Here is a 24986-nt window from a genome sequence, read left to right as displayed (position 1 = left end):
TTTCACCGGTTTACGATTCAAATTAATTGTAATTGCTGCATCGCTTTTGCTAACCCATCTTCATCGACATGACCAACGACGATATCTGCGACACGTTTTGCTTCAGGGTGTCCGTTGCCCATACAAACACCAACACCTGCTGCTTGCAACATTTGTACGTCATTTAAACCATCGCCAAATGCAATGACATCTTCCATTGAAAAGCCAAGCGCAGTTGCCAGTTTTTGAATACCGCGTGCTTTCGATCCTTCCTTTGGTAAAACATCACATGAATATGGATGCCAGCGCACAAGTTGCACATGCGGAAATGCTTCTTTATATACCGCTTCCTCTGCCGCTGTTACATACAATAATAATTGGTAGACTGGGCTATGCTCAAAATATGTCGCGTCCACTCGTGGATAGTCATATTTCAGCGTTGCCAGAGATTGTCCGATGTGTGCATGCTCCGGCACAGACGCAATCATTTCTGTTGCTGTCATAAACACCACTGGCTCGTGACGTTTTTTCGCAAATGCAATAATCGCTGACAGCTCTTCCTTCGTTAAACCATCTGTAAAAATAACTTCATTTTGGTGCACAACATATTGACCGTTATATGAGACAAAAGTCTGCACATCTAACTCTTGACGTATATGGTCAATCATAAATGGCCCTCGACCTGTCGCAATCGCTACGATATGTCCGTTTTGTTTTGCTTGCGTGATTGCTTGTTTCGCCGAGGCTGGTAGTTGTTTATCGCTATTATATAATGTGCCATCCACATCGAAAAATAATAATTTTTGCTGCATAGTACTTGGTCCCCTATCTTTTAATATTAGAAAGTATTATAATTTACTTATTAGAAAATTTAGATTATAATGAATGTAAGGAGTGATGTGCCATGTTAAAACGAATCAAACGCAAAATTTTGAGACGGCTAAATGGCATCCTTAATAAAAAAACGATTGCATAGTGTCTAGGGAGCGCTTGTAAAGCCGTCGCCAGACAAAAAAACTGCACCATTTTCTTCTTTCTTTTACGGAGTTGCTAATGAAAAAAGCAACTCCTTTCTTTATTTTAGAGTAGCCGCGTGATAATATAAAGGAAATGCATTAATTTTTCGGCATATACTTGCCATAATGCAATAATACTGAACGTTTTAAAGGAGAGCAAAACATGATTTACAAAGTTTATTATCAAGAAGATGCGCTAGAAGTACCTGTTCGTGAAAACACAAAATCGCTATACCTAGAGGCAACAAACGAGCGCGATGTTCGTACAAAACTAAAAGACCGCAACTATAACATCGAGTTCATTCAATTACTTGAAGGCAACTACTTAGAGTACGAGCAAAATAGCCCGAACTTCAAATTGGAGAACATTTAATCCTGATGAAATTTGTAAAAAATGATCAGGCTGCTGTTTTCGCACTCGGCGGACTAGGCGAAATCGGTAAAAATACGTACGGTGTTCAATTTCAAGACGAAATCGTTTTAATTGATGCCGGTATTAAATTCCCAGAAGATGACCTTCTAGGCATTGACTACGTGATTCCAGATTACACGTACTTACAGCGCAATGTAGACAAAATTAAAGGTTTATTTATTACGCACGGACATGAAGATCACATCGGTGGTATTCCTTACTTATTACGTCAAATTAATGTACCCGTATACGGTGGTAAACTAGCATTAGGCTTATTACGTAACAAGTTAGATGAGCATGGTTTATTACGTACGACAAAGTTAATTGAGATTCAAGAAGAAGATGTCATTAAGTTCCGTAAAACATCTGTGAGTTTTTTCCGTACGACACATAGTATTCCAGACGCATACGGTGTTGTTGTTAAAACACCACCTGGAAACATCGTGCACACAGGTGACTTCAAATTTGACTTTACACCAGTTGGACAACCAGCAAACTTAACGAAAATGGCTGAAATCGGACGCGACGGCGTACTATGTTTATTATCGGATAGTACAAATGCAGAAGTGCCGAACTTCACAATGTCGGAACGCAAAGTTGGCGAAAGCATCAACGATATTTTCCGCACAGTCGAAGGTCGTATTATTTTTGCATCGTTCGCATCAAATATCGATCGTCTTCAACAAGTAACAGACGCTGCTGTAAAACATGGTCGTAAAATTGCTGTATTCGGTCGTTCAATGGATAATGCCATTACAATCGGGCGTGATTTAGGCTATATTACAGCACCACGTGAAACGTTTATTGATGCGCAAAGCATTAATCGCTTACCAGCAAATGAAGTGATGATTTTATGTACAGGCTCTCAAGGTGAACCAATGGCGGCACTTTCACGTATCGCAAACGGCACTCACCGTCAAATTCAAATTCAGCCTGGTGATACAGTTGTCTTCTCATCTTCACCAATCCCTGGTAACACAGGTAGCGTAAACAAAATTATTAACTTACTTTACCGTGCAGGCGCTGACGTTATTCACGGCAAATTAAACAATATCCACACTTCTGGTCACGGTTCACAAGAAGAACAAAAATTAATGCTTCGTTTAATGAAGCCTAAATTCTTCATGCCAATCCACGGTGAGTACCGCATGTTAAAAATGCATACGAAGCTAGCGGTTGACTGTGACGTACTAGAAGAAAATACATTCGTTATGGAAAATGGTGATGTGTTAGCGTTAAGTGCGAAAGAAGCACACGTTGCAGGCCGCATTCCTTCAGGCGATGTATACATTGATGGTAGCGGTATTGGCGATATTGGTAATATCGTTTTACGTGACCGTCGCATTCTTTCAGAAGAAGGTTTAGTCATTGTTGTCGTAAGCGTTGATATGAAGAAACAAAAAATCGTATCAGGTCCTGATATTATTTCTCGTGGCTTCGTTTATATGCGCGAATCAGGCACAATGATTAATGAAGCACAAAAAATGTTAAACCAGCACTTACAAGCCACTGTACAAGCAAAAGATGTACAATGGACAGAGCTGAAAAATGACATTACAGACGTTCTTGGACCATATTTATATGAAAAAACAAAACGTCGTCCAATGATTTTACCAATCATTATGGAAGTGTAAGCCTATATCGAAAGCGTTCATCCGAGAAAATATTCTTGGGTGGACGCTTTTTTTACGTTTTTACACATATTTATTTTTATGAAAACGAATACAACAGTTGTATAGCTATTTTTAGAATGCGCAACGTAGCGTATACTTAATAAAAGGAGGATTGATACATATGGCAAAAGACGTCATTCCAATCAAAAAAATCATCTCGAAAGTGTTACAAGCTATTTTAAATACGGCACTCGTTATTTTAGCGCTCGTGTTGTCATTTTTAATGATGCGGGAGCTTTTAAAATTCATCGTGTTATTATTTAATACGCCAGAAACAGACTATACGGTATTTTTAGCGAAAATTTTAGTATTCTTCTTATACTTCGAGTTCATTACGATGATTGTCAAATACTTTAAAGAGGATTATCATTTCCCGCTGCGTTACTTTATTTACATAGGCATTACAGCCATGATTCGCCTAATTATTGTCGAGCACGATAACCCGCAGCACACCCTTATTTTTGCATTTGTCATTTTAGTATTAATTGTCGGCTACTTTATTATTAATATGACGCCGCGTGAACGCCCTACCCAAATTGGCTTTAGCCCAAAGCAACGCGAAGAACAGCAGATTGAATAAAAAAATGCCCCCATACTAAATGGGTGGCATTTTTTATATTTAATGCATTGCTCGTTGTACAAAGCGGTTAATATCCGCGTCTGCACCAATTACTAATAAAATATCGTCGCGTAAAATCTTATCGGTTGGGTTTGGTGAAATCACAATTTGTGACTCACGTTTAATGCCAATAATATTGATACCATATTTAGCACGAATATCAAGGTCGATAATTGAATACCCCGCAATACGGTCATTTGCGCGCAGCTCCATAATCGAATGTTCATCCGATAGCTCTAAATAATCAAGCACCGTATTTGACATTAAATTATTGGCAATACGGATACCCATATCTCGTTCCGGATGTACGACAATGTCTGCTCCAATTTTACGTAGTACTTTTTCATGGTATTCATCTTGTGCTTTCACCGTAATTTTTTGGACACCAATTTCCTTTAACATTAATGTCGTTAAAATGCTCGCTTGAATGTCTTCACCAATTGCAACAATGACATGCTCAAATTCATGAATACCAATGGATTTTAACACTGCTTCATCCGTTGTATCCGCAATAACGGCATTGGTCGCGATATGCATAAAATCATCAATACGCTCAGCATCTAAATCAATCGCCATAACATTTGCACCCTGCTGAATAAGTTCTCGCACAATGCTGCTGCCAAAACGTCCAAGGCCAATGACGGCAAATTCTTTTCTCACAACGATTCCCCTTCTCCTTTTTACTCTATTTTCAGTGTAGCACACCTTATTTTTTCAAGCATCCGTAAAATATGATGCTACATCACGCCAATTTTTGGCTACATTACTCTTTTTTTCGCTTTAATTATTCGTCTGTCACATTTTCGTCAATGAAAATAGTTGCAAATAGCTTCCATGTCTGTATAATAAATAGCGTATTTGTAAACTATTTGTTTTGTTAAAGTAAACTATCACTACTTTATGTTTATTTTTACCAAACCTTTATCGTAAAGGAGGCACACCCGTTGCAAATTGGTAGTAAAATTAAATCGCTCCGCCTTCAAAAAGGGCTGACACAAGAAGAGCTTGGTGAGCGAACAGATTTAAGTAAAGGTTATATTTCACAACTTGAACGTGATTTAAATTCTCCTTCTATTGAAACACTTTTTTCGATTCTAGAAGTGCTAGGCTCGACACCAAAAGATTTCTTTGATGATGATATAAAAGAAGAAAAGGTTGTTTACACAGAGGAAGACCAAACAAGTTTCATTGATGAAGATAAAAAATATGATATTCGTTGGTTAATCCCTACGTCGAATGAAAAAGAAATGGAGCCGGTCATCATTACATTTGATGCACACGGTGAATTTAAAACATTCCCGCCTTCATTAGCCGAAACATTCGTCCACGTCTTAGAAGGAAAAATCCGACTAACACTTGGCAAAGAACAATTCATTGCCAGTGAACGCAATTCTGTATATTTTGATTGCAAAACAACACATCAAATTACAAACGCCGCCAATGGACGAACAAAAATTTTATTAGTTACGACACATTCATACTTATAGGAGGCATTTCGGATGACAAATGATACAATTATTCGATTTGACAATGTTACAAAATCATATAATAGTAATACAACTGTTTTAAAAGGTGTAAGCTTCGAGCTTGAGCGAGGAAAGTTCTACACATTATTAGGTCCTTCAGGTTGCGGAAAAACAACCATTTTACGCATTATCGCAGGCTTTGAAACACCATCTACAGGCGATGTGTTTATGAATGGAAAACGCGTAAATGATGTGCCCGCAAATGAACGCCAAGTCAATACAGTATTCCAAGACTATGCCTTATTTCCACACTTAAATGTGTTTGAAAATGTCGCATTCGGTTTACGCATTAAGAAGGTAAAAGAAGCTGAAATTAAAGAGCGTGTCGCGGAAGCCTTAAAATTCGTCAACTTAGCGGGCTATGAAATGCGTGAAATTACAGAAATGTCAGGTGGGCAACGCCAACGTGTAGCGATTGCTCGTGCCATTGTCAATGACCCAGAAGTTATTTTACTTGATGAGCCATTATCAGCACTTGATTTAAAATTACGTACAGAAATGCAATATGAACTACGTGAATTACAACAACGTTTAGGCAAAACATTCATTTTCGTTACGCATGACCAAGAGGAAGCATTGGCAATGAGTGATGAAATTTTCGTATTAAACGAAGGCAATATTCAACAATCAGGTACACCTGTAGATATTTATGACGAGCCGATTAACCGCTTCGTTGCAGACTTTATTGGCGAATCAAATATCGTTAGCGGTACGATGATTGAAGACTATAAAGTACAATTCGCTGGACGCACATTTGAATGTGTCGATGGCGGTATGAAGCCAAATGAGAAAATTGATGTTGTTATTCGTCCAGAAGATTTACATGTGACAACACAAGAAGCTGGCAAAATTAGCGTGCGTGTTGATACACAACTATTCCGCGGCGTTCACTATGAGCTATCGACATATGACCAAGATGGGAACGAATGGCTTGTCCATTCATTAAAGCAGGCCGAAGTAGGTGCACAAGTAGGTCTGGATTTTGAACCAGAAGCAATTCATATTATGCGTCTAAATGAAACAGAAGAAGAATTTGACGCACGTTTAGAGGCGTACCACGATGAAGATTAAGTCAAAAGCTTCACTCATTCCATATATTATATGGATTGCTCTCTTCGTTATCGCACCAATCGGGCTAATTGCGTATTATTCGCTGCTTGATTTAAACGGAGACTTCACATTCGCCAACTATCAAAATTTCTTTACGTCTGCGTATTTAACAATGACACTGACAAGCTTTTGGTACGCGTTTTTAATCACATTCTTTACGCTATTAATTGCGTACCCAACTGCGTATTTCTTAACAAAAACGAAGCATAAACATTTATGGTTAATGCTCATTATTATTCCATCTTGGATTAACTTACTCTTAAAAACATATGCCTTTATCGGGATTTTCGGCTTATACGGGCCTATTAATGCCTTTTTAGAAGTGTTTGGCTTTGACCCGACACAAATTTTATTTACGGATTTCAGTTTCGTATTTGTAGCGGTATATGTCTTTATTCCGTTTATGATTTTACCAATTTTCAACTCATTAGATAAAATGAATCCGTCACTTATTTATGCATCACGTGATTTAGGGGCATCAGCATGGACAACATTCCGACGCGTTATCTTCCCCCTAACTATCGACGGTGTAAAATCAGGGATTCAAGTAACGTTTATCCCTGCTCTCTCATTATTCATGATTACGCGCTTAATTGCAGGGAATAAAGTGATTACACTCGGTACAGCGATTGAGCAACAATTCCTTGTCGCACAAAACTGGGGTATGGGTTCAACAATCGCGGTATTCTTAATTTTAATTATGTTTGCAAGTATGTTATTTACACGTACAAGTAAAAAAGGAGGTCGTGTATAATGCGCTCTAAATTATCTCCCGCTGCGAAAATTTATTTAGCGATTGTGTTTGTTGTGCTTTATGCACCGATCTTCTATTTAATTTTCTATTCATTTAATAGTGGCGGCACGATGAACTCATTTGAAGGGTTCACGCTAGAACATTACCAAGCTGTCTTTGATGATAATCGTTTAATCGTTATTTTAATTAATACGATTATTGTTGCGCTACTAACAGGCTTATTTGCAACAATTATCGGTACATTAGGTGCTGTCGGTATCGTATCACTGCGCAATAAAAAAATGCGCAATGTCTTTTTATCACTGAACAATATTTTAATCGTTAGTCCTGACGTTGTTATCGGGGCAAGTTTCTTAATTTTATTCACGATGATTGGTGTGAAACTAGGGTTCGCATCTGTGTTAATTTCACACATTGCCTTCTCAATTCCAATTGTTGTCTTAATGGTTTTACCAAAAATGCTAGAAATGAACACGAACTTAATTGATGCAGCACTTGACCTTGGTGCCTCAAAGCGAGATGTGTTAATGCGCGTTATTTTACCGTATATTAAGCCAGGTATTTTCGCTGGTTTCTTTATGGCATTAACGTATTCACTAGACGACTTTGCTGTAACATTTTTTGTAACGGGTAATGGCTTTAGTACATTATCAGTAGAAATTTACTCAATGGCACGTGCAGGTATTTCCTTAACGGTGAACGCCATTTCTGGTTTAGTGTTTGTGATTACGGTTGGAGTTGTCGCGATTTACTACTTCATTACAAGCCGCAGTAAAAAAGCAGAGGAGGTTTAAACAAAATGAAATCATTAATTAACGCAACGCTTTCAATCATTGTTGTTTGTGCCCTTCTGTGGTTCGCTGCTTCTAAATTAGAAGCATCAGGCTCTGCCGGTGGTGAAGGTGTATTAACGATTTATAACTGGGGCGAATATATTGACCCTGAGCTCATTGATCAGTTTGAAGAACAAACAGGCATTACCGTTATTTATGAAACATTTGATTCAAATGAAGCGATGTTAACAAAAGTAAAACAAGGTGGTTCAGCATATGATATCGCTGTCCCTTCTGAATATGCAATTGAAACAATGATTGAAGAAGATTTACTTATTGAAATCGACCATTCAAAATTAACGAACTTACAAAATATCGACCCGTACTTTTTAGATTTAGCCTTTGACCCGAAAAATAAATATTCGATTCCTTATTTCTGGGGAACGGTCGGTGTTGTATTTAACCCGAACGAAATTCCTGAACATTTAACATTCGATACGTGGGAACATTTATGGGACCCTGCGTTAAAAAATAAAGTTTTTTTAGTTGATGGTTCACGTGAAGTAATGGGCATGGGCTTAAACAGCCTTGGCTATTCACTAAACTCACGCGACGAGCAAGAGCTACGTGAAGCAACAGACCACTTAAAAGAATTAAACGGCAATGTGAAAGCGATTATTGGTGATGAAATTACGCCACTCATGGTCAACAATGAAGCAACCGTTGCCTTAACATTCTCTGGTCAAGCAGCAGATATGATGTGGGAAAATGAAGACTTAGACTTCGCTGTTCCAAGTGAGGGCTCAAACTTATGGTTTGATAATATGGTTATTCCTAAAACATCCAGCAATATTGACGGCGCACATGCGTTTATTAACTTTATGCTAGATGCGGAAGTTGCCGCACAAAACGCAGACTACGTTGGGTATTCAACACCGAACGAAGCAGCAATGGCGCTTTTAGATGAAGAAGTGATTAGTGACGAGCGCTTTTATCCACCTATTGATATGCGCGATAACTTAGAAGTGTATGAAAACCTAGGCTTAGAATTTCTTGGCACATATAACGAACTGTTTTTAGAATTTAAAATGTCATTAAACTAATATGAAAACACGATTGAACGAAGAAATAGTATTGTTCAATCGTGTTTTTTACGTTCGTCCAAAAGTCTGAATTCGAGCTAATACATGTAGTGATTGTCGATATGCATCTACATTTATGGTAGACTAACTACTAACAAGATTATGCATTCATAACATGTTTTTCACACGAGCTTTTTTGACCTTTTCACGTCAAAAAAAAGCTCGTTTTCAACTGTATGAAAGAAAGTAGGAAATCTATGGGACAACATAAATTTGTATTTGGTGTATTAATGTTTGCCATGTTTATTACGATGGCGGGCGTCGGGATTATGGTCCCGGTAATGCCTACATATTTAGAAGTATTCGGTGTTGGCGGCACCGTGCTTGGCTTTTTAATTGCAGCGTTTGCGTTTGCACAATTTTTATTCTCACCTGCTGCAGGTGATCTATCTGACCGACATGGACGCAAGATTTTCATCGTCTTCGGTTTACTTGTATACGGCATTGCTCAATATATTTTCGGCTATGCAACGGAAGTATGGATGATGTTCGCATCTCGCTTTTTAAGTGGCGTTGGCTCTGCGTTTATTGCTGCACCCGTTATGGCGTATGTTGCCGATATTACACTGCCTGAAGAACGTGGGAAAGGCATGGGCTTAATCGGGGCTTCGATGTCTCTTGGCTTTATGGTAGGGCCTGGCTTTGGTGGTTTTTTATCCAATGTTAATTTACACTTCCCGTTTTTATTATCTGGGTCACTTGCTGTATTAACAGCTGTTATCGCCTTTTTCGCACTACCAAATATTAAACCGAAAGCAAATCCACACGCCGTACGTGAAAATATTTTCAAACAAATGGCACGTTCTGTCGAAACACCGTATTTTGTACTGCTCATTGTCGTGTTTACGTTCAGTTTTGGTATTTCAAACTTTCAAGGGACATTATCACTGTTACTGGCAGATAAATTCAATTATACGGCGACCGATATTGCCATTATTTTAACAATCGGTGGGTTTATCGGCGTAATCTTACAAACATTCGTTATCGGAAAACTGTTTAAACGTTTCGGTGAAATGAACGTCATTTTAGTCAATTTAGTGTTAGCTGCAATTATGACTGTATTAACGGTTGTTGTAAGTGGCTTCTTCATGATTACGCTAATAGCAACATTATTCTCGATTGCGACAACATTTATCCGTCCTGCCGTGAACACCCTCATTTCGAAAATGGCAGGTGCACAGCAAGGATATGCTTCAGGCATGAACAATGCCTTTATGAGTTTAGGGACGATGTTTGGTCCTGCGCTCGCTGGTATATTATATGACTGGAATATGAATATCCCGTATATTTTCGGCGCAGTTGTGTTGCTACTTTGCTTCTTCGTTGCCTATGCATGGCAAAAGAAAACAACAAACGCAGCCTTATCACAATCATCGTAAACGAAAAAACCACGCGAAAACGATTTGTTTTCACGTGGTTTTTTCTATAGTTAACGTTTTAACTGCTTCACGAGCACTTCAATATTGCTTGCTTCTTGTTGCTCAGCTTGCTCTTTTCGCAGGCGACGCTTTGGTAAACCAAATCGGCGCAATGCAATATCTAAAAAGAATAACACCGTTGCAACAATAACGAAGAATAGCTGTAACGATGTTTCTTCTGCACTCACATCGTCAATTTCTCGGAAAGCTTGCGTTACATCAGCGAGCACTTCTCCATTCCCCGCCGTTGCGAGTTGTGTGAGTAATGCTTCATTTGTTGGTGCTACTTTATATTCCTCACTATATGGAATCGTGACACCGATACGTACTAGTTCATTATCCCGACTACGCACACTGAAAAATAATAAGCCTGGTTGCGCATCCGTCGTCATGCGTAATTCATTTGGTGCTTGCAATGTCGTCATTAACGGTTGCTCTTCTCCGTTATCCGCGACGGCTGTTACTTCTAAAAATGCCGCTTCATTGGACGGGTCAATCAGTGTAAAGCTACCATCTTGATTACGCGTAATCGTATACGGAGCTGTTTGATAACTCGGCAACAGCTCCGCTATATTACGCTGCCAAAATTGTGGCCAAAAATTACTTGCTGCCCAATCGCCTGCCCATGCGCCACTACTATCAGATGTAAAGGCTAATGTTTTCCCTAGCCCTGCTGTTCCCGTTGCTAAAATCGGATCTTCCTTATCACTTTCAACGACTAACTGCGCAGTTGGCTTGAGTGACGTCGCAATATACGCATTCATTTGTGGGACGCCTTGTGCGAATACTTCATTCCACGCTGACTGATACACAGTTGGAATAAACGGTGTATCTTCAATATACGTACGGGTCATCATCACCGTTTCACGCGATAAAATAGACGGAATCGTGTCAGCATCGACGACATCATAAAAACGTCCTTTACCAAGTTCACTTAACTGTTCTAATAATCGGCGGTCAGCATCCGCACCAATTGCGACTGTTGATAAAGTAATACCTTCATGCTCTTCTTGCGCCATTAATGCATCATAGGAATTGTTCGTTGCTGCCTGTCCATCCGTTAATAAAATAATATGTTTACGTTGCGCATCATCAAGTGCAAGCTGTGAATACGCTAATGCCAGTGACGAATAGATTTCCGTCCCACCGCCAACGCCGATGCTCAAAATTTTATCCATTGCTTGTTGTTTATCTGCAAGTGGCGAAAGTGGAATAATATCCCACGGACGGTCATCAAAGGCAATAAAGCCAAATGCATCTTCGTCGCGTAATAATTCAACAGAACGTGCAGCTGCTTCTTTTGCGAGCACAAGCTTACCATCCATCATACTGCCAGAACGGTCTAACACAAGCATCAGCGCAATTGATGGCAATTGATGGTCTCCTGTTACGTCTAAATCGACAGGAATAATATCTTCAATTGGTGTATCATAATAGCCACCTAAACCAAAGCTCCGCTCGCCGCCAATCATCGCAAAACCAACCGCAAATTTCTCAACCGCTTGTTGAATCAGTGCCATTTTCTGTTCACCAACAACATAGCCTGGTACATTATCAAAAATAATCGCATCATATTGTAAATAACTTGCGAGCTGTTGCGGTAATGCACTTGCTGCTAGCGTTTTTACGATGACCCCTGATTGTTGTAACAATGTCGATAATGACGATGTTTGTTCATGCTCAACAACCAGTATTTGTGGTGTATCGCCAACTTCGGTAACACTCACGAGCTCATTATTGTTTAATACGGTATCTTGTTCTGCCACCACACGCGCTGTGTAACGCACAAGCCCTTGCTGCTGCGCCATCAGCTCATATGAAAACTCATTATAACCTGCAACAACATCCACTTGCTGCGTTGCAATTTCCGTATCATTTTCAATAAACTGTAGTGTGATTTGCTGGTCCTGTGATGCATAAATGTTAACAGTCGTCTTTAATTGCTCACCAACGACTGCATATTGAGGCATCATTAACTGTTGTAATGCCACATCTTGTTGAATTTGACGTGTTAACGGATACACATCTAGCTGCATATCACTCATCTGCAATGTTGACATTGCTTGTTGAGCGATCCCCGTTGTTTCAAGCCCGTCTGATACTAATACTATACGTGCTGCTTGATTCTCCGGCTGTGCAGCTACTGCAAAACGTAGTGCCTGTTCGATATTTGTACCTTCACGATTTTCAATCATTGCTAGTGGCTGTAGCGCCTCTCCAGCTTGCAAGCGCTGGTCGGTTTGAAGTGTTTGCGCAAAGCTATACACCGTTGTTTGTTGATGTGCTTGCTGCGTGTCGACTGCTACCGCTAACTGCTGCTCGACCTCGTGTTCAAGTGATGCAATCGATGCGGAACGGTCTACTAAAAATATAATATGCTCTTCGTCATTTTGCACAAGTATATACGGTGCACTAAGTGCTAGCACACATAGCATAATCGTTATACTGCGCATAACCGCAGCCATTTTTAATACACCCGTCCATGACGTACGCTTTTTTAGCCATTGCCATCCAGCATATAACGCAAGTGGAATTAACAGTAATAACCATATTGGCTCATGTAATTGAAAGTCCACGTCGTCGCTGCACCTCCCATTCTATTACGAGCACAATGAGCATCAAAAATATAAGCCATGTTAGCCAAGACTGTCCAAGACGTTCCGTTGTCGCAGTCACCTGTCCAACAATTTGGTGCTCACGATGCTCAATGTTACGTTCTTGTGCCTCCACTAATACAAACATCGCTTTTGATTGTTCACCATCATTAAATGTATATGCACCTGGCTGCATCGGTGCGCGCAGTTGATTTCCTGCTGGCACGGTCATCACATATTCTCCCGCTTGTGAAAAGATATCGCCTTGCGGGGTTGCCATGACACGTTGCTCATTCGGTGTAAACATACCGAATAATTGATTGGTCGTAGCCATTTCGTCGAGTACCGTCCATAAAAACAATGGAAACGATGGTTGCAACGCCCAATCCGTTTCAGTAATAGTAGTCAGCACGACAATATCTCCATCTGGTGAACGCTGAATAAATGGCTGGTCACCAACAGAAGCAATGGTATCGTACCCTTCAAATGCTGGATAAACTGCTTGTACATACACATCTTCTAGATGACTAAATGTAAATAAGCGGTCATTTGTCGTTGTGACAGCACCAGATACCGCTTGTAATGTCGCATCGTCACGCCCAATAAGGAACACACGGTGTGTTGGTAATAGTGCAGTAGCGTTCGTAATGACCGCATTTTGTGCGCGCTGTAAATCCGCTGGCTGTGTCGTAACAGCTGGTATTTGTAAACTTGTTACCGCTTTATGTAGCAATGTGTGCATCGTTGCATCCACATGAAATGCACCCGTTGCTTGTTGCTGATACGCCCAATACGTATCATCGACTACATACGTATCGACCGGCTCAATGCTTGCTTGTAACAACGTAAATGCACCGTCTATTTTTGCGGTGATAGTTTCTGTGTCATTTGCCTTCACTGTTACCGTTTCACGATAAAGCGTTTCTCCTTGTTCATCACGTATCACATACGTGAGTGCCTGTTCCTCTGTACTATATAGCTGTAGTAAAAAGTCCGTTTGTTGTTGTTCTGTCACGAATGCAAACTGTTCAATGCCTGCATTTGTGACTTCCTTTGTCCGATTGATAACATGCCATTCTACTTCTTGCTCGGTTGTCGGTAATGTCAGTGGGTCTACTGCTTCACTATATACATGCACCACCGTTTGTGGCGTAATAAATGTATTCGCAAACGCAAATGTATCGACTATATATTCATGCTCATACGTAACTTGTAGCGCTTCAATTGTTTCTTGTATACGTGCTTTATTCGTTTCTTGCTGTAAAATGACAGTTGGCTGTTTACCTGACGTAATTAACGTAAGTGGTTGTTCAAGCTCCGCGAGTTGTTCAAGCATATGTGTTCGATGCTGTTCGAATAATTCATCCGCAAGCATCGTTGCAGACGTATCGACAATCCACATAGCTTGTTCGCCCTTTTGACCAATTGTTGTCGTGACAGGCTGCATCATGGCAAATACAGCAAGCAGCAACGCAAGTAGCTGTAAATAAAGAAGCGCATTATGTTGCAAATGCTTTAAATACGGCGATGCCTGTACTTCACGTACATGCTCTTGCCAAAGTAATGTAGACGAAACATCATGCTGCTCATATTTTTTGCGAAAGAAATAAAACAGGATGACAATAGCTGGTAATGCGAACATCACAGCCATCCACGGTGTTTGAAAACTCATTACATCACCCACCTTGCTTGGCGCATCGTTTGAAAAATCGCTTGCGTAATCCCTTGCTCTACCGTTAAAAATAACGACCCAATCTGGTGTCTCCTGCATAATTCAGACAATTGCTCACGATGGGCATTGTAACGAGCCGTATAGCTACGCGCTTGCTCGTCTGTAAGAGACACTTGGACGTGTTCATTCGTTTCAATATCTCGTAGCGCTACATCGCCACGCAATTTCGGTTGTTGCTCATCATCCGTGCCAATAACTAGTAAGCGAATATCCTTTGCGCTTCGATGTACGTGTTGGAAAAATTGTTCCCACTGTGATATCGCTTCTAGCCCGTCCGTAATGATGAATAATACAGTCCGGTCTTTTGGTAACGCTTTATGTGCCGTTGTCGTAAACGGCTCGTTGCTTTGTGCGACAACTTGTGCAACTTGCTCGTTTAAACGATGACGAAAGCGTGACCCCTTCGCTCGAAATGGAATCCCTTGTCCAACATAGCTATACGAAAAGTGGTCGTCATGACTTAGTGTTATACAGCCAAGTGCGACAACGAGTTGACGTGCAAACAGCCACTTTGCTTCATCACGCATCGACAATGACGTATCCAGTACGACATGAATACGCAGTTCCTGTTCATCTAAAAAGCGCTTTATATAATGCTTTTGTGTACGTCCGTATACATGCCAATCAATTTGACGCACATCATCTCCTGGCGTATACGTACGGAAATCTGAAAAATCAAGCGAGCTACCATATTGAAGCGACACATGTGAACCTTTATGCTGTCCACGTTTTTTAGACGGTGTCACAAAGCGAACATGCTGTAACCGCGCAATAATGTCTTGAGTCAGCATCATATATGTTGACCTTGGCGCAATGACGCAATTAATTGCTCGATACAGTCATCTGCAGTCATTTGTTGCATCTCCGCTTCATATGTTAACAGTAAGCGATGGCGCAGTGCAGGCTTTGCCACCGCATGAATATCGTGAATCGATACGTGGAAACGACCTTCTACAACGGCGCGCGCTTTTGCTAATTTAATGACACTTTGTACACCACGTGGACCACTACCGTACTGAATAAGTGGCTTCATATTCGCATCATTGTCTGGATGCGTACGTGAAACAAGTTCTACTGCATATGCTAAAATTTCATCAGCGAGTAGCACATCTTTAACGAGACGCTGCGCTTCGACTAATTGTGCGGCCGTCATTTGCTTCGTTAGTGTAATTTCCTGCGATGTTGTCGTACGTTTCATAATTTCCATTAACTCTTGCTTCGTCGGATAGGGTAAGACCACTTTACATAAAAATCGGTCCATTTGCGCTTCCGGTAATGGATATGTGCCTTCCATTTCAATCGGGTTTTGTGTTGCCAATACGAAAAACGGTGCTGCCATATTTCGTGTTTCCCCTAAAATGGTAACGGTCTTTTCACCCATTGCCTCTAATAGCGCACTTTGTGTTTTCGGTGTAGCACGGTTAATCTCATCCGCTAATACCATTTGATGAAAGATTGGGCCTTCTTGAAATACAAATTGTTGCTTTCCTTGTGCATCCGCTTGTAATAAAGACGTTCCCGTAATATCGGCAGGCATTAAATCTGGTGTAAATTGAATGCGCGCAAATGATAAAGCCAACACATCTGCAATTGTACGAATAAGCATTGTTTTTCCAAGCCCTGGTAACCCTTCTAATAGCACATGACCGTCTGCTAACATCGCATATAGCGTAAAATCAACTGCTTCTTGTTGCCCAACAATAAATTGTTGAATTTCTTGGCGCACCGCTTGCAGTCGCTGTCCAACGGCTTCATATGGCTGTTCATTCATTTGTTTCTCCCCCTTGCTGAATCGTTGAAAAATAGTGCTGTACAACTTGTTGTAAATTAGCAGGTAATTCCAATTGCTCAGCTTGCTGTAAATATTGTCCTTCGTATTGTGCCATTGCCGCTTCATAAGCAATGGGTGTATTCTCAATAGCATTTACATTGCCCCGCTCCGTATCAATCCCTTCACCTTCTGCTGTATCGCCTCCGTCAACAGTTGTTTGCTGCTGTTCACCAAAACGATCGGCAGGTGTAATGAGATTACGGTCGCCTTTCCCTAAACTTGCCCCTTGCCCTTGTCCACCATTTGAAGTATTCGGTGTTTTACCAGTACCAGTACCATTGCCACTTCCAGCACCTTGTCCTTGTGCTTGACCGGTTCCTTGCCCGTTCCCATTACCTTGACCTGCGCCGGCTTGCTGCTGTTGCTGGCTAGACGTTGTTGTTTGCCCATTTTGCTGTGACGTTGTACTTTGTGACGACGTCGATGATGTACTCGATTGACTTGACGCTCCTTGTAGCGTCTCACCTGTAATCGCGCTCGCTAATTGCTGTTGAATCGGTTTACCCATTGCACTTAATGCGCTTTGTGCATCACTTGCAGTTTGCTGTAATTGTTGAACAACTGCTTCACTTGCACCTGCTTGTTGCAATTCCTTTTGCTTTTTGACAAGCTCTGCTAATGCCTGTTCAGCTAGTTGTTGTTCCTGTAATGTCGCTTGTAATGCCTCTAGTGCTTGTTGCTCTTCAGATGTGGTTTCCGGCAATAATACCTCAACAACCTCTTCCATTTCCTTCACAATCGCTTGTTCCTGCTCAATAGCTCTTGCTTGTTGTTGCGTCGAGGCAGGTACAAGCATACTGTACGTCATAAAGGTCATACATATCGCACTCCCAACAAGTGCTGGCTTATGCACATAACGCTTCGGATGCTTTGTAAACACTGCATACGCTTCATCCTTTTGCTGAACAGCACGTTGTTGTAAAGTTGCAACAAGTGCTGTCGGCTGTTGCACCGACATACTCGTTACGAGCTCATTATGTGGATAATACGTGTCTAATAGATGCAGTGCTTGCTGCATACGCACACGCCGCACTACTTGCCACACAACTGCGATGCATAGCAAAACAAGTGCGATTGCAATCATAATCGGCTGATAGTATGCCCACACAACAACGCGTGACACAATGAGCAATACAACCATTACTATGAGCACACCGCATACCCAACGTTGTAAATCATATACACTACGCTCAATCGTCAAATGAACGGCTGCTTTTTTAATAATGGCACGTAATTGCTTATTCACATCATCAGCCTCCTATTTTGTAGCACGTAAACGTTTTGTCGCAATCCATAACGCAATAATCGATATACAGCCGTATACGATAAAATAAACAAGCGGCAGGGATATACTAATGTTCGTCGCATCTAGTAATTCCTGCTCGATTTCTGGTGCAAGCAGTGACACAATCACCATTGCTGGGTTAATGGCTGCCCATATATACGCAAGTGGTTCAAGTACAGGCGTATTCATCGACTGTGTAAATGATGTTGTAATAAAGAAGAAAAACGCTGTAAAGCCACTTAAAAAAATCATCACGCCATACGTTGTAATCATCGCCACAATCGTTCTGCGAATTAATGTTGAAAACATAATACCTAGACTACCAACCGCTAGCATCGTAATTAAATACGCCATAAAGACGCTAACAATTTGTGCCGGTGATACGCCACCGAATAAAAATACTAAACTGTATAACGGCAAACCTGCTAACATTAAAAGCACTAAAAATGCGATCGATGCAAGTAGCTTTCCTGAAATGATTTGAAACGAGCTCTGTGTTGTTGTGAGCAACATATTGAGTGTTTGTTTTTCACGCTCTGTACTAATAGCTCCTGCCGTTAAACCAGGCGTCATAAATAAGACAAGCACCATTTGTAAACCAGATAGCATCGCAAACATCATAAAACTTTCGTCTGGTCGGAAAAATCCTTTTCCAGTAAATTCCGTTGCGAGCATTAAAAAGCCCACGACTGACACGAATAATGCCGCTAAATAAAATAGTAGCCCTGAAATACTTTTAAACGAACGAAAACGTAATTTCAGCTCTTTAATTAATACTGGGTTTGACCATTTACTCATCGTGCGTCAGCCCCCTTTGTAATCGCCATAAAGACATCTTCTAAATCCTTTTCATCTTCACTAAATGAATACACGTTAATATCGCTTTGCAATGCCGCTATCATCAGCGCGCGTTGTTCCTCATCATTGCCTTTAAACATAAAGTGCACCGCTTCACGCTCAATATGCACATCGACAACATGTGGTTGTTGCTCAAAGAATGTGCGCGCACTCGCTAAATCTGCACGTACTTTTACGGTAATATGCTTCTCGCCCTGTAATTGCGCTTGAATCGTTGCGACGTTACCATGCGCAATCAACTTACCACCATCAATCACACCAATCTCATCACACATTTCGGCAAGCTCTGGTAAAATATGCGATGAAATTAAAATCGTTTTGCCAAGCTCTTTTAGCTTGCGTAAAATATCACGCATCTCCACACGTGCACGCGGGTCAAGTCCCGATGCTGGCTCATCTAAAATAAGCACTTTCGGGTCATGAATTAAACAACGTGCTAAACATAAGCGCTGCTTCATACCGCGAGATAGTAAATCAACATAAGCATCACGCTTATGCGTTAAGTTCACAAGCTCCAGTAATTCCGGTATTAATTTTTTGCGCTCCGCCGCTGGAATGCCATAGCTTGCCCCGTAAAAATCTAAATACTCTTCCGCTTTTAATTGGTCGTATACACCGAAGAAGTCTGGCATATACCCGATTAATTGACGTACCTCTTTCGGCTCGCGTACAACGCTTTTACCATCAATAAGTGCATCCCCACTTGTCGGTGCTAGCAACGTCGCTAAAATGGAAAACGTCGTCGATTTCCCCGCACCATTTGCACCGACAAAGCCAAATACAACACCCGCATCTAATGTTAAATTCAAGTGGTCCAGTGCTTTAAACTGCCCATATTGCTTCGTTAGTCCTTTTATCTCAATCATTATTTAGCACTCCTTCCACTGAAAACTGCGGTAATGTGTATTCTGACTGTGTCGATTCCTCTAACGTTACTTCAAATTGAATCGTTGAATGATCCGACATATACGGCGTTAAATCTTCCACTGTAAATGTCTCATCAATTTCTTCAGACATCCCTTTTTCATGGTTATATACCTTTACTTGTAATTCTTTAGGAATGTCGGTCATCACTAAGTTTTTCCATGTCATATCATCCGCAATTTCTGGGAATGTGTATACAACATCAAATGTGCCTTGCTCCAAATAATATAACTGTTTAGCTGGGTCAATTAGCTCGTACCAACTATTTGAATGACCACTATATACATTAGCAATCATATCTTTTGACTGAAGCTGCGTCGTTTCTGTCGCTAACTGTTCAATGCTCACACTTTGTGAAAAGACGTTAATGGCATCTTGCTCCGAGTTCCCTGCTAATGTTAATGGCACAGTTGCAACATCTGACCAACCAACTAAAATTGGTTTTTTATCATCCTGTGCAAGCTGGCGCGCATAGTCGATTAACGCTTCACGGCGATACTGCACGACCTCCTCACTCGACTCTGCATCATAATATGCATTTTGGTTCATATATGGTGCTGTTAAAATCTTTTCGCTCACCTTTTCGTTTACATCTTTCGTTTCGCCTGGTGCAAATGTGCCGACTGTATATTGATTTAAACCGACAAGTAATGCTACATCTTGCATTGTCACATCAAAATTATTCGTTACTGTACCGCTGACAACACCGTCTTTAAATGTTAAGTCATAATCAAACGAGCCAATTTGCTGTAGTTGCGTTTGCCCCATGACCGTTTGCGTAGACCAATAATTCATATTGCGCAACGTCATCGTCGAATTACTAATCGATTCTTCGACAATGGCATGTTTATAAATTTCACTTAAATTGCCCGGTGAACCAACCGCATTAATCGTCGTATTGCTATCCGTTTCAAACGTAAAGTCTCCTGCGCGGTTTGTCAGTAATGCTTGTACATATTGTCCGCTCGCACTACCATCCTCATTCACTTTATACACAGCGGATTGCTGCATTTGCGGCTGCATAATACGGTCCTTTGCACTGACAACGAAAATGCCAACAGACACGATAATCGCGACAGTTGGAATGATCCACCATGCTTGCTCACGACGGTCTGCACGTTTTAAAATGATGTACAGTACCGGGCCAATCATAATAATGTATAACAAAATAATTAAGACAATTTTTGATACCGACACTTCAAACGATGGGAATAATTCGTTTAGGGATACAATCGATGAATTATGTAGCCCTTGCCCTACGCTTGCTGGATTTGTCAGTGTAATGGCAGAAGGCTTTAGCATCGCTGACAATACATCGTCAAAACCTTCTGCTGTCGCAAACGGTGCTGCACCAATTGAAAATGTCGTTTGAATAATTTTACCGCTACCAACTGCACGTTCAGCGATAACCACTTGCCCTTCGCTCGCTAATACACTTTGTGCCTGCTCTTGTAACTGACCGTAATGAATCGTTAACGGTTCGTCTTTAAATGGCGTCGTTGATAATTTATCGAACACCTTCGTTGAAATCGTTGCAGTTTCATCTGTTACTGCTAATGGTAGGTATGGCTGTAACACACCTGCTGCTACATCACCTTGAGGATGATTGCCAAACACAACCGTTCCACCTTGGCGTACCCAACTGAGTAATGCTTGCTGCTGCGTTTCCTCTAAATCTGTAATGCTCACTTCATCAATAAGTAAAGCATTTGCCATTTGCAAGCCTCGTACGTCGCTTGGGAACGTAAAATTATGTACGTCTTGCAATGGGAAAACTTCCACAGTCGTCGTTGATTGCTGATTTAATTGATACAAACCATTTAAACGATCCGCTTCTTTCGTTAATGTAAAAATCATATACGTATCTGGTGAATAAAATTGTGGAATGACGGACTTGTCTCCTTCAAACGGAACGATGTCGCCATCTTTCCAATCACCTTCATAGAAATAGAACATTTGCGGCGGTGTCGAACCACTATTATATTGATCCGAAAAACCATCTAAATAAACATGTAATGTTTTCGTCTCACCGCTCGCAATATCAAATTTAATGACGCGGCCATTTCCCGCATTATAAAATTGCGAAATATTCAGAACCAAATCTCCACTAAAATCATCGCCGTTGTTCGTTACGGTTAGCTGTAACGGCAAACCTAAGCTATACTTCGCTTTATTATCAATACCAGCTTCTGCTTCTACATATAAATCCGCAGCTGCTTGTACTTTTGGCATCCCGACGATACACAATAAACAAATAAAAACGAGCATGATGCCCCACTTTCTCATCGTATTCCCTCCTATCATATTCTTTTATTATACGCAGTCCTTTTTGAAAAGATGCCATTTTACGCAATTCTTCATTGTTTCTTAAGGAAATCTTCAGAAATCAAAAAACACCGAGCAGCTCGTCTGCATCGGTGTTTTTTATTAAAGTGTTTGTAGAAAAGCGTGAACAAAATCGGCATTTACATCGAGTAACGCCTCGTCTGGACACATTTTGTCGTGGTGTAGACCATACGCCGTATTCGCACCTGTCCAAAAAAGTGCCCCCGGAATTTCCTTTAAGAAATATCCAAAATCTTCTCCCGTCATCGCAGCCGGACATTCATAGCTTGTCGTTTGTGAAAAACGCTCAGCAAACGCCAAAATCTTTTCGGCATATAACGGCGTGTTATTAACTTCGTAATAGCTTGAGCCGTAATCAATCTCAATATCGCATTCAAAACCGGTCGCAATGCCTGCACAAATCGCTTCAATGCGTGCTTTAATTCGTGTCATCGCTTCTGGTGTTGTTGTACGAATCGTGCCTTCTAGACGTGCCGCACCTGAAATAACATTTTGTACCGTACCAGATGTCATCTTACCAATCGTCACGACAGCACTATCAAGCGGATTCATATTACGTGCAACAATCGTTTGTAGCTGCAATAATACATTCGCTGCAATAACAGAGGCATCTTTTGTTTGGTGCGGGAATGCCGCATGCCCTCCTACGCTTGTGATATCAATATATAATTCAGACGTATTCGCAAACAACAAGCCAGGCTTTGTCGCAATTGTGCCAACTGGATATTCTGGCGCTACGTGCGCTGCAAAAATTACATCCGGTACTAAATCCGGTCGCTCTGCTTTTAACCACGCAAGCATCGGCTCAGCACCACCTGGATTTTCTTCAGCTGGTTGGAAATATAAAATGGTATCATGCTTCGGTTGTTCCGCAACAAGCTTCTTCAAAAGTCCAAGCGCTATCGTCATATGACAATCGTGCCCACATGCATGCATATAACCTTCATGCTCAGACGCGAACGATACGCCTGTATTTTCTGTAATCGGCAAACCGTCAATATCTGTGCGCCACCCTATCTTTTTTTCAGATGCATAGCCCATCACTTTTACAACGATGCCTGTACGCCACGTTACGACTTCTAATGTGTGCTGAGGGAGTGTCGCAATCATGTTTAGTAAATAGGCCTGTGTTTTAAATTCTTGGAAGCCAAGCTCCGGTATTTTATGTAGTTGCTGACGAATCTCGATTAAATTCATACTAAATACTCCTTTGAAAAAGGACAAACATCGCCAAAAGCGAAGTTTGTCCAGCTACATTATAGTGTACGCAATGCGTCAATCAGTTCTGTTTTTGATTTCGTTTGTTCATCCATCACTTTTAATACACGCGCTGGTACGCCACCGACTACTGTATATGGCTCAACATCTTTAATAACGATTGCGCCCGCTGCAACAACCGCACCTTTACCGATACGTACGCCTTCTAATACAACGGCATTTGCGCCCATCACAACGTCGTCTTCTACGATTACCGGTGTCGCTGATGGTGGTTCTACAACACCTGCAAGTACTGCACCTGCACCGATATGGCAGTTTTCACCGACCGTTGCACGACCGCCTAATACAGCGCCCATATCAATCATTGTTTTTGCGCCAATTTCAGCGCCAATATTAATAATTGCCCCCATCATAATAACGGCGTTGTCACCAATTGTTACTTGATCACGAATAATTGCGCCTGGCTCAATACGCGCATTTTGATATTTTAAATCGAGTAATGGCACACCTGAGTTACGGCGGTCATTTTCGATAACTTGCTCACGAATAATCGCAGCATTTTCCTCTAAAGCAGGTGCTACATCTGCATAATCACCAAATAATACAACTGAATGGTCCGAACCGAATACTTGTACATTGTCTCCCCAGTTGGCAGCTAGTACATTGTCTCCGTTTACGTAAACCTTCACCGGTGTTACCTTTTTTGATGTGGCAATAAAGTTAATGATTTGGTGTGCATCTAATTTTGAACTCACGACTGAACCTCTCCTTTTATCCCTGCTAATTTCTCGTAAAGACCAACAAGCGCTAGCCTTTGCCAAGTTTTTCTTTTAGGAAATCATTGTACTAAAAAAAGAGAATTTTTGCACGAATTTATTTCGTATAGTCATACAGGCAACTTGACCTGTCCATGACAACTTTTACAAAGGCATCAACCTGTGGTAATTCAAATGATGTTTCGTAGCCAATCAGCCATGTATCACGGGTTAGCTCGCATTCGCTCTCCCCTTTTGTCAGCGGAATTTTGTTGACCTTTTCTTCGTCACTTAACGTAATTGATGGGAGAATGGCATAGCCGATACCATTTAGTGCCATTTGCTTACATGTTTCAATTTGGTCAACAATTATTTGACGTTTTGGATTACCATTAAATTGACGCTGCCACCATTGTTGAATTTCTTGGTAATAGTTCGAATCACTTTTAAATTGAATAAATGGTCGTTCTGAATTTACAACTTCCTCAAGTGACGTAATTTCTGTATCGACTAAATACATCATATCGCGGAATAAATGGCGTTTTGGGCCTTTCCAATCCGATTGCCCACGCACAATACCAATATGCGCTTCCCCTTCATATAATGCTTTAACAATTTCAGAGCTCCAGCCCGTCATTAATGAAATTTTCGCTTCTGGGTATTGCGTCACGAAATCTTTCAGTACTTTTGGCAGCCAATTTTGACCAACAATGGATGCGCACGCAATTTTCAATGTGCCATGAACACGTGAGTTTAATGCTTGTACCATTTCAAATGTTTCTTCCTTACGTGCAATTGTTTCAATGGCATGTTGAATGACAATTTCTCCTGCTGGCGTTGCCGTTAGTCCTTTTTGCGAACGTAAAAATAATTGTGTGCCCCATTCTTTTTCAATCGTTTGAAGACGTTGAGATAATGCTGGCTGCGTTAAAAATAAACGCTCGGCTGCTCGGCGCATATTACCTTCTTCTGATAACACTTTAATAATCTCCACTTCTGTTGCCATACATATCCCTCATTT

Annotated in this window: 22 protein-coding genes; 9 read left to right on the top strand and 13 right to left on the bottom strand. The window is 41.0% G+C overall.

Annotated features, from left to right (window positions below; genetic code table 11):
- Window positions 1-17: 17 nt before the first annotated feature.
- Window positions 18-791 (bottom strand): Cof-type HAD-IIB family hydrolase, encoded by a 774-nt coding sequence (locus A6M13_RS04110; RefSeq protein WP_066543119.1) that lies wholly within the window; start codon window positions 789-791, stop codon window positions 18-20.
- Window positions 792-1158: 367 nt separating this feature from the next.
- Between A6M13_RS04110 and A6M13_RS04105 the strand changes: the two genes are divergently transcribed.
- The 3 genes from A6M13_RS04105 (at window position 1159) to psiE (ending at window position 3660) form a co-directional block, all read left to right on the top strand.
- Window positions 1159-1368 carry a DNA-dependent RNA polymerase subunit epsilon gene (locus A6M13_RS04105; protein ID WP_066543117.1) on the top strand — a complete coding sequence of 70 codons (210 nt, stop codon included), beginning with the start codon at window positions 1159-1161 and terminating at the stop codon, window positions 1366-1368.
- A 5-nt stretch (window positions 1369-1373) separates the two neighbouring features.
- Window positions 1374-3041, top strand: a complete 1668-nt coding sequence (rnjA, locus tag A6M13_RS04100; RefSeq protein WP_066543115.1) for a ribonuclease J1 — start codon at window positions 1374-1376, stop codon at window positions 3039-3041.
- Between the two features lie 160 nt (window positions 3042-3201).
- A complete protein-coding gene (gene psiE / locus A6M13_RS04095) occupies window positions 3202-3660 on the top strand; it encodes a phosphate-starvation-inducible protein PsiE (protein ID WP_066543112.1) in 459 nt (152 codons plus the stop codon).
- Window positions 3661-3699: 39 nt separating this feature from the next.
- Here psiE and A6M13_RS04090 read toward each other — a convergent pair whose 3' ends face one another.
- Entirely contained in the window at window positions 3700-4359 is a 660-nt protein-coding gene (locus A6M13_RS04090) for a potassium channel family protein (protein WP_066543109.1), read from the bottom strand.
- A 284-nt stretch (window positions 4360-4643) separates the two neighbouring features.
- On the opposite strand from A6M13_RS04090, the gene A6M13_RS04085 reads away from it, so the two are divergent.
- The 6 genes from A6M13_RS04085 (at window position 4644) to A6M13_RS04060 (ending at window position 10383) form a co-directional block, all read left to right on the top strand.
- Entirely contained in the window at window positions 4644-5186 is a 543-nt protein-coding gene (locus A6M13_RS04085; RefSeq protein ID WP_066543107.1) for a helix-turn-helix domain-containing protein, read from the top strand.
- A gap of 12 nt (window positions 5187-5198) precedes the next feature.
- On the top strand, window positions 5199-6296 hold the full coding sequence (locus A6M13_RS04080; RefSeq protein ID WP_066543105.1) for an ABC transporter ATP-binding protein: 1098 nt from the start codon (window positions 5199-5201) through the stop codon (window positions 6294-6296).
- Window positions 6286-7089 carry an ABC transporter permease gene (locus A6M13_RS04075; RefSeq protein WP_066543103.1) on the top strand — a complete coding sequence of 268 codons (804 nt, stop codon included), beginning with the start codon at window positions 6286-6288 and terminating at the stop codon, window positions 7087-7089. Before A6M13_RS04080 ends, A6M13_RS04075 begins: the two co-directional genes overlap by 11 nt.
- The gene (locus tag A6M13_RS04070) at window positions 7089-7883 is read left to right on the top strand and encodes an ABC transporter permease (protein WP_066543101.1); all 795 of its coding nucleotides are present in this window, start codon (window positions 7089-7091) and stop codon (window positions 7881-7883) included. The genes A6M13_RS04075 and A6M13_RS04070 overlap by 1 nt, the downstream gene beginning before the upstream one ends.
- A 5-nt stretch (window positions 7884-7888) precedes the next feature.
- Entirely contained in the window at window positions 7889-8965 is a 1077-nt protein-coding gene (locus tag A6M13_RS04065; RefSeq protein ID WP_066543099.1) for an ABC transporter substrate-binding protein, read from the top strand.
- Between the two features lie 236 nt (window positions 8966-9201).
- On the top strand, window positions 9202-10383 hold the full coding sequence (locus A6M13_RS04060; RefSeq protein WP_066543097.1) for an MFS transporter: 1182 nt from the start codon (window positions 9202-9204) through the stop codon (window positions 10381-10383).
- Between the two features lie 50 nt (window positions 10384-10433).
- On the opposite strand, the gene A6M13_RS04055 is transcribed toward A6M13_RS04060, so the two are convergent.
- The 11 genes from A6M13_RS04055 to A6M13_RS04005 form a co-directional block, all read right to left on the bottom strand.
- On the bottom strand, window positions 10434-12998 hold the full coding sequence (locus A6M13_RS04055; protein ID WP_066543095.1) for a VWA domain-containing protein: 2565 nt from the start codon (window positions 12996-12998) through the stop codon (window positions 10434-10436).
- Window positions 12979-14688, bottom strand: a complete 1710-nt coding sequence (locus A6M13_RS04050) for a vWA domain-containing protein (RefSeq protein WP_066543093.1) — start codon at window positions 14686-14688, stop codon at window positions 12979-12981. The genes A6M13_RS04055 and A6M13_RS04050 overlap by 20 nt, the downstream gene beginning before the upstream one ends.
- Complete coding sequence (locus A6M13_RS04045; RefSeq protein WP_066543091.1) at window positions 14688-15542, bottom strand: DUF58 domain-containing protein; 855 nt, start codon at window positions 15540-15542, stop codon at window positions 14688-14690. Before A6M13_RS04045 ends, A6M13_RS04050 begins: the two co-directional genes overlap by 1 nt.
- Window positions 15539-16519 carry an AAA family ATPase gene (locus A6M13_RS04040; protein ID WP_066543089.1) on the bottom strand — a complete coding sequence of 327 codons (981 nt, stop codon included), beginning with the start codon at window positions 16517-16519 and terminating at the stop codon, window positions 15539-15541. Before A6M13_RS04040 ends, A6M13_RS04045 begins: the two co-directional genes overlap by 4 nt.
- On the bottom strand, window positions 16512-17825 hold the full coding sequence (locus A6M13_RS04035; protein ID WP_066543087.1) for a hypothetical protein: 1314 nt from the start codon (window positions 17823-17825) through the stop codon (window positions 16512-16514). The genes A6M13_RS04040 and A6M13_RS04035 overlap by 8 nt, the downstream gene beginning before the upstream one ends.
- 12 nt (window positions 17826-17837) lie before the next feature.
- The gene (locus A6M13_RS04030) at window positions 17838-18662 is read right to left on the bottom strand and encodes an ABC transporter permease (RefSeq protein WP_066543085.1); all 825 of its coding nucleotides are present in this window, start codon (window positions 18660-18662) and stop codon (window positions 17838-17840) included.
- Window positions 18659-19588, bottom strand: coding sequence for an ABC transporter ATP-binding protein (locus A6M13_RS04025; protein WP_066543083.1), 930 nt, complete (start codon window positions 19586-19588; stop codon window positions 18659-18661). The genes A6M13_RS04030 and A6M13_RS04025 overlap by 4 nt, the downstream gene beginning before the upstream one ends.
- Entirely contained in the window at window positions 19581-21932 is a 2352-nt protein-coding gene (locus A6M13_RS04020; protein WP_066543081.1) for a hypothetical protein, read from the bottom strand. Before A6M13_RS04020 ends, A6M13_RS04025 begins: the two co-directional genes overlap by 8 nt.
- 141 nt (window positions 21933-22073) lie before the next feature.
- Window positions 22074-23189, bottom strand: a complete 1116-nt coding sequence (locus A6M13_RS04015; protein WP_066543079.1) for an N-acetyldiaminopimelate deacetylase — start codon at window positions 23187-23189, stop codon at window positions 22074-22076.
- A 59-nt stretch (window positions 23190-23248) separates the two neighbouring features.
- Window positions 23249-23965, bottom strand: coding sequence for a 2,3,4,5-tetrahydropyridine-2,6-dicarboxylate N-acetyltransferase (dapD, locus tag A6M13_RS04010; RefSeq protein ID WP_066543077.1), 717 nt, complete (start codon window positions 23963-23965; stop codon window positions 23249-23251).
- A gap of 118 nt (window positions 23966-24083) precedes the next feature.
- The gene (locus A6M13_RS04005; RefSeq protein ID WP_066543075.1) at window positions 24084-24971 is read right to left on the bottom strand and encodes a transcriptional regulator CcpC; all 888 of its coding nucleotides are present in this window, start codon (window positions 24969-24971) and stop codon (window positions 24084-24086) included.
- Window positions 24972-24986: the final 15 nt, after the last annotated feature.

The sequence above is a fragment of the Caryophanon tenue genome, from assembly GCF_001700315.1.
Taxonomy (GTDB): Bacteria; Bacillota; Bacilli; order Bacillales_A; family Planococcaceae; genus Caryophanon; species Caryophanon tenue.
Note: the sequence above shows the minus strand (reverse complement) of the source record. Positions and strands in the feature narration are given on the sequence as shown.

What these genes read in the sequence shown, in the direction of transcription:
- A6M13_RS04110 (WP_066543119.1), bottom strand. Translation starts at nt 791, where the DNA reads ATGCAGCAAAAATTATTATTTTTCGATGTGGATGGCACATTATATAAT.
- A6M13_RS04105 (WP_066543117.1), top strand. Translation starts at nt 1,159, where the DNA reads ATGATTTACAAAGTTTATTATCAAGAAGATGCGCTAGAAGTACCTGTT.
- rnjA (WP_066543115.1), top strand. Translation starts at nt 1,374, where the DNA reads ATGAAATTTGTAAAAAATGATCAGGCTGCTGTTTTCGCACTCGGCGGA.
- psiE (WP_066543112.1), top strand. Translation starts at nt 3,202, where the DNA reads ATGGCAAAAGACGTCATTCCAATCAAAAAAATCATCTCGAAAGTGTTA.
- A6M13_RS04080 (WP_066543105.1), top strand. Translation starts at nt 5,199, where the DNA reads ATGACAAATGATACAATTATTCGATTTGACAATGTTACAAAATCATAT.
- A6M13_RS04075 (WP_066543103.1), top strand. Translation starts at nt 6,286, where the DNA reads ATGAAGATTAAGTCAAAAGCTTCACTCATTCCATATATTATATGGATT.
- A6M13_RS04070 (WP_066543101.1), top strand. Translation starts at nt 7,089, where the DNA reads ATGCGCTCTAAATTATCTCCCGCTGCGAAAATTTATTTAGCGATTGTG.
- A6M13_RS04065 (WP_066543099.1), top strand. Translation starts at nt 7,889, where the DNA reads ATGAAATCATTAATTAACGCAACGCTTTCAATCATTGTTGTTTGTGCC.
- A6M13_RS04060 (WP_066543097.1), top strand. Translation starts at nt 9,202, where the DNA reads ATGGGACAACATAAATTTGTATTTGGTGTATTAATGTTTGCCATGTTT.
- A6M13_RS04050 (WP_066543093.1), bottom strand. Translation starts at nt 14,688, where the DNA reads ATGAGTTTTCAAACACCGTGGATGGCTGTGATGTTCGCATTACCAGCT.
- A6M13_RS04045 (WP_066543091.1), bottom strand. Translation starts at nt 15,542, where the DNA reads ATGATGCTGACTCAAGACATTATTGCGCGGTTACAGCATGTTCGCTTT.
- A6M13_RS04040 (WP_066543089.1), bottom strand. Translation starts at nt 16,519, where the DNA reads ATGAATGAACAGCCATATGAAGCCGTTGGACAGCGACTGCAAGCGGTG.
- A6M13_RS04030 (WP_066543085.1), bottom strand. Translation starts at nt 18,662, where the DNA reads ATGAGTAAATGGTCAAACCCAGTATTAATTAAAGAGCTGAAATTACGT.
- A6M13_RS04025 (WP_066543083.1), bottom strand. Translation starts at nt 19,588, where the DNA reads ATGATTGAGATAAAAGGACTAACGAAGCAATATGGGCAGTTTAAAGCA.
- A6M13_RS04020 (WP_066543081.1), bottom strand. Translation starts at nt 21,932, where the DNA reads ATGAGAAAGTGGGGCATCATGCTCGTTTTTATTTGTTTATTGTGTATC.
- A6M13_RS04015 (WP_066543079.1), bottom strand. Translation starts at nt 23,189, where the DNA reads ATGAATTTAATCGAGATTCGTCAGCAACTACATAAAATACCGGAGCTT.
- A6M13_RS04005 (WP_066543075.1), bottom strand. Translation starts at nt 24,971, where the DNA reads ATGGCAACAGAAGTGGAGATTATTAAAGTGTTATCAGAAGAAGGTAAT.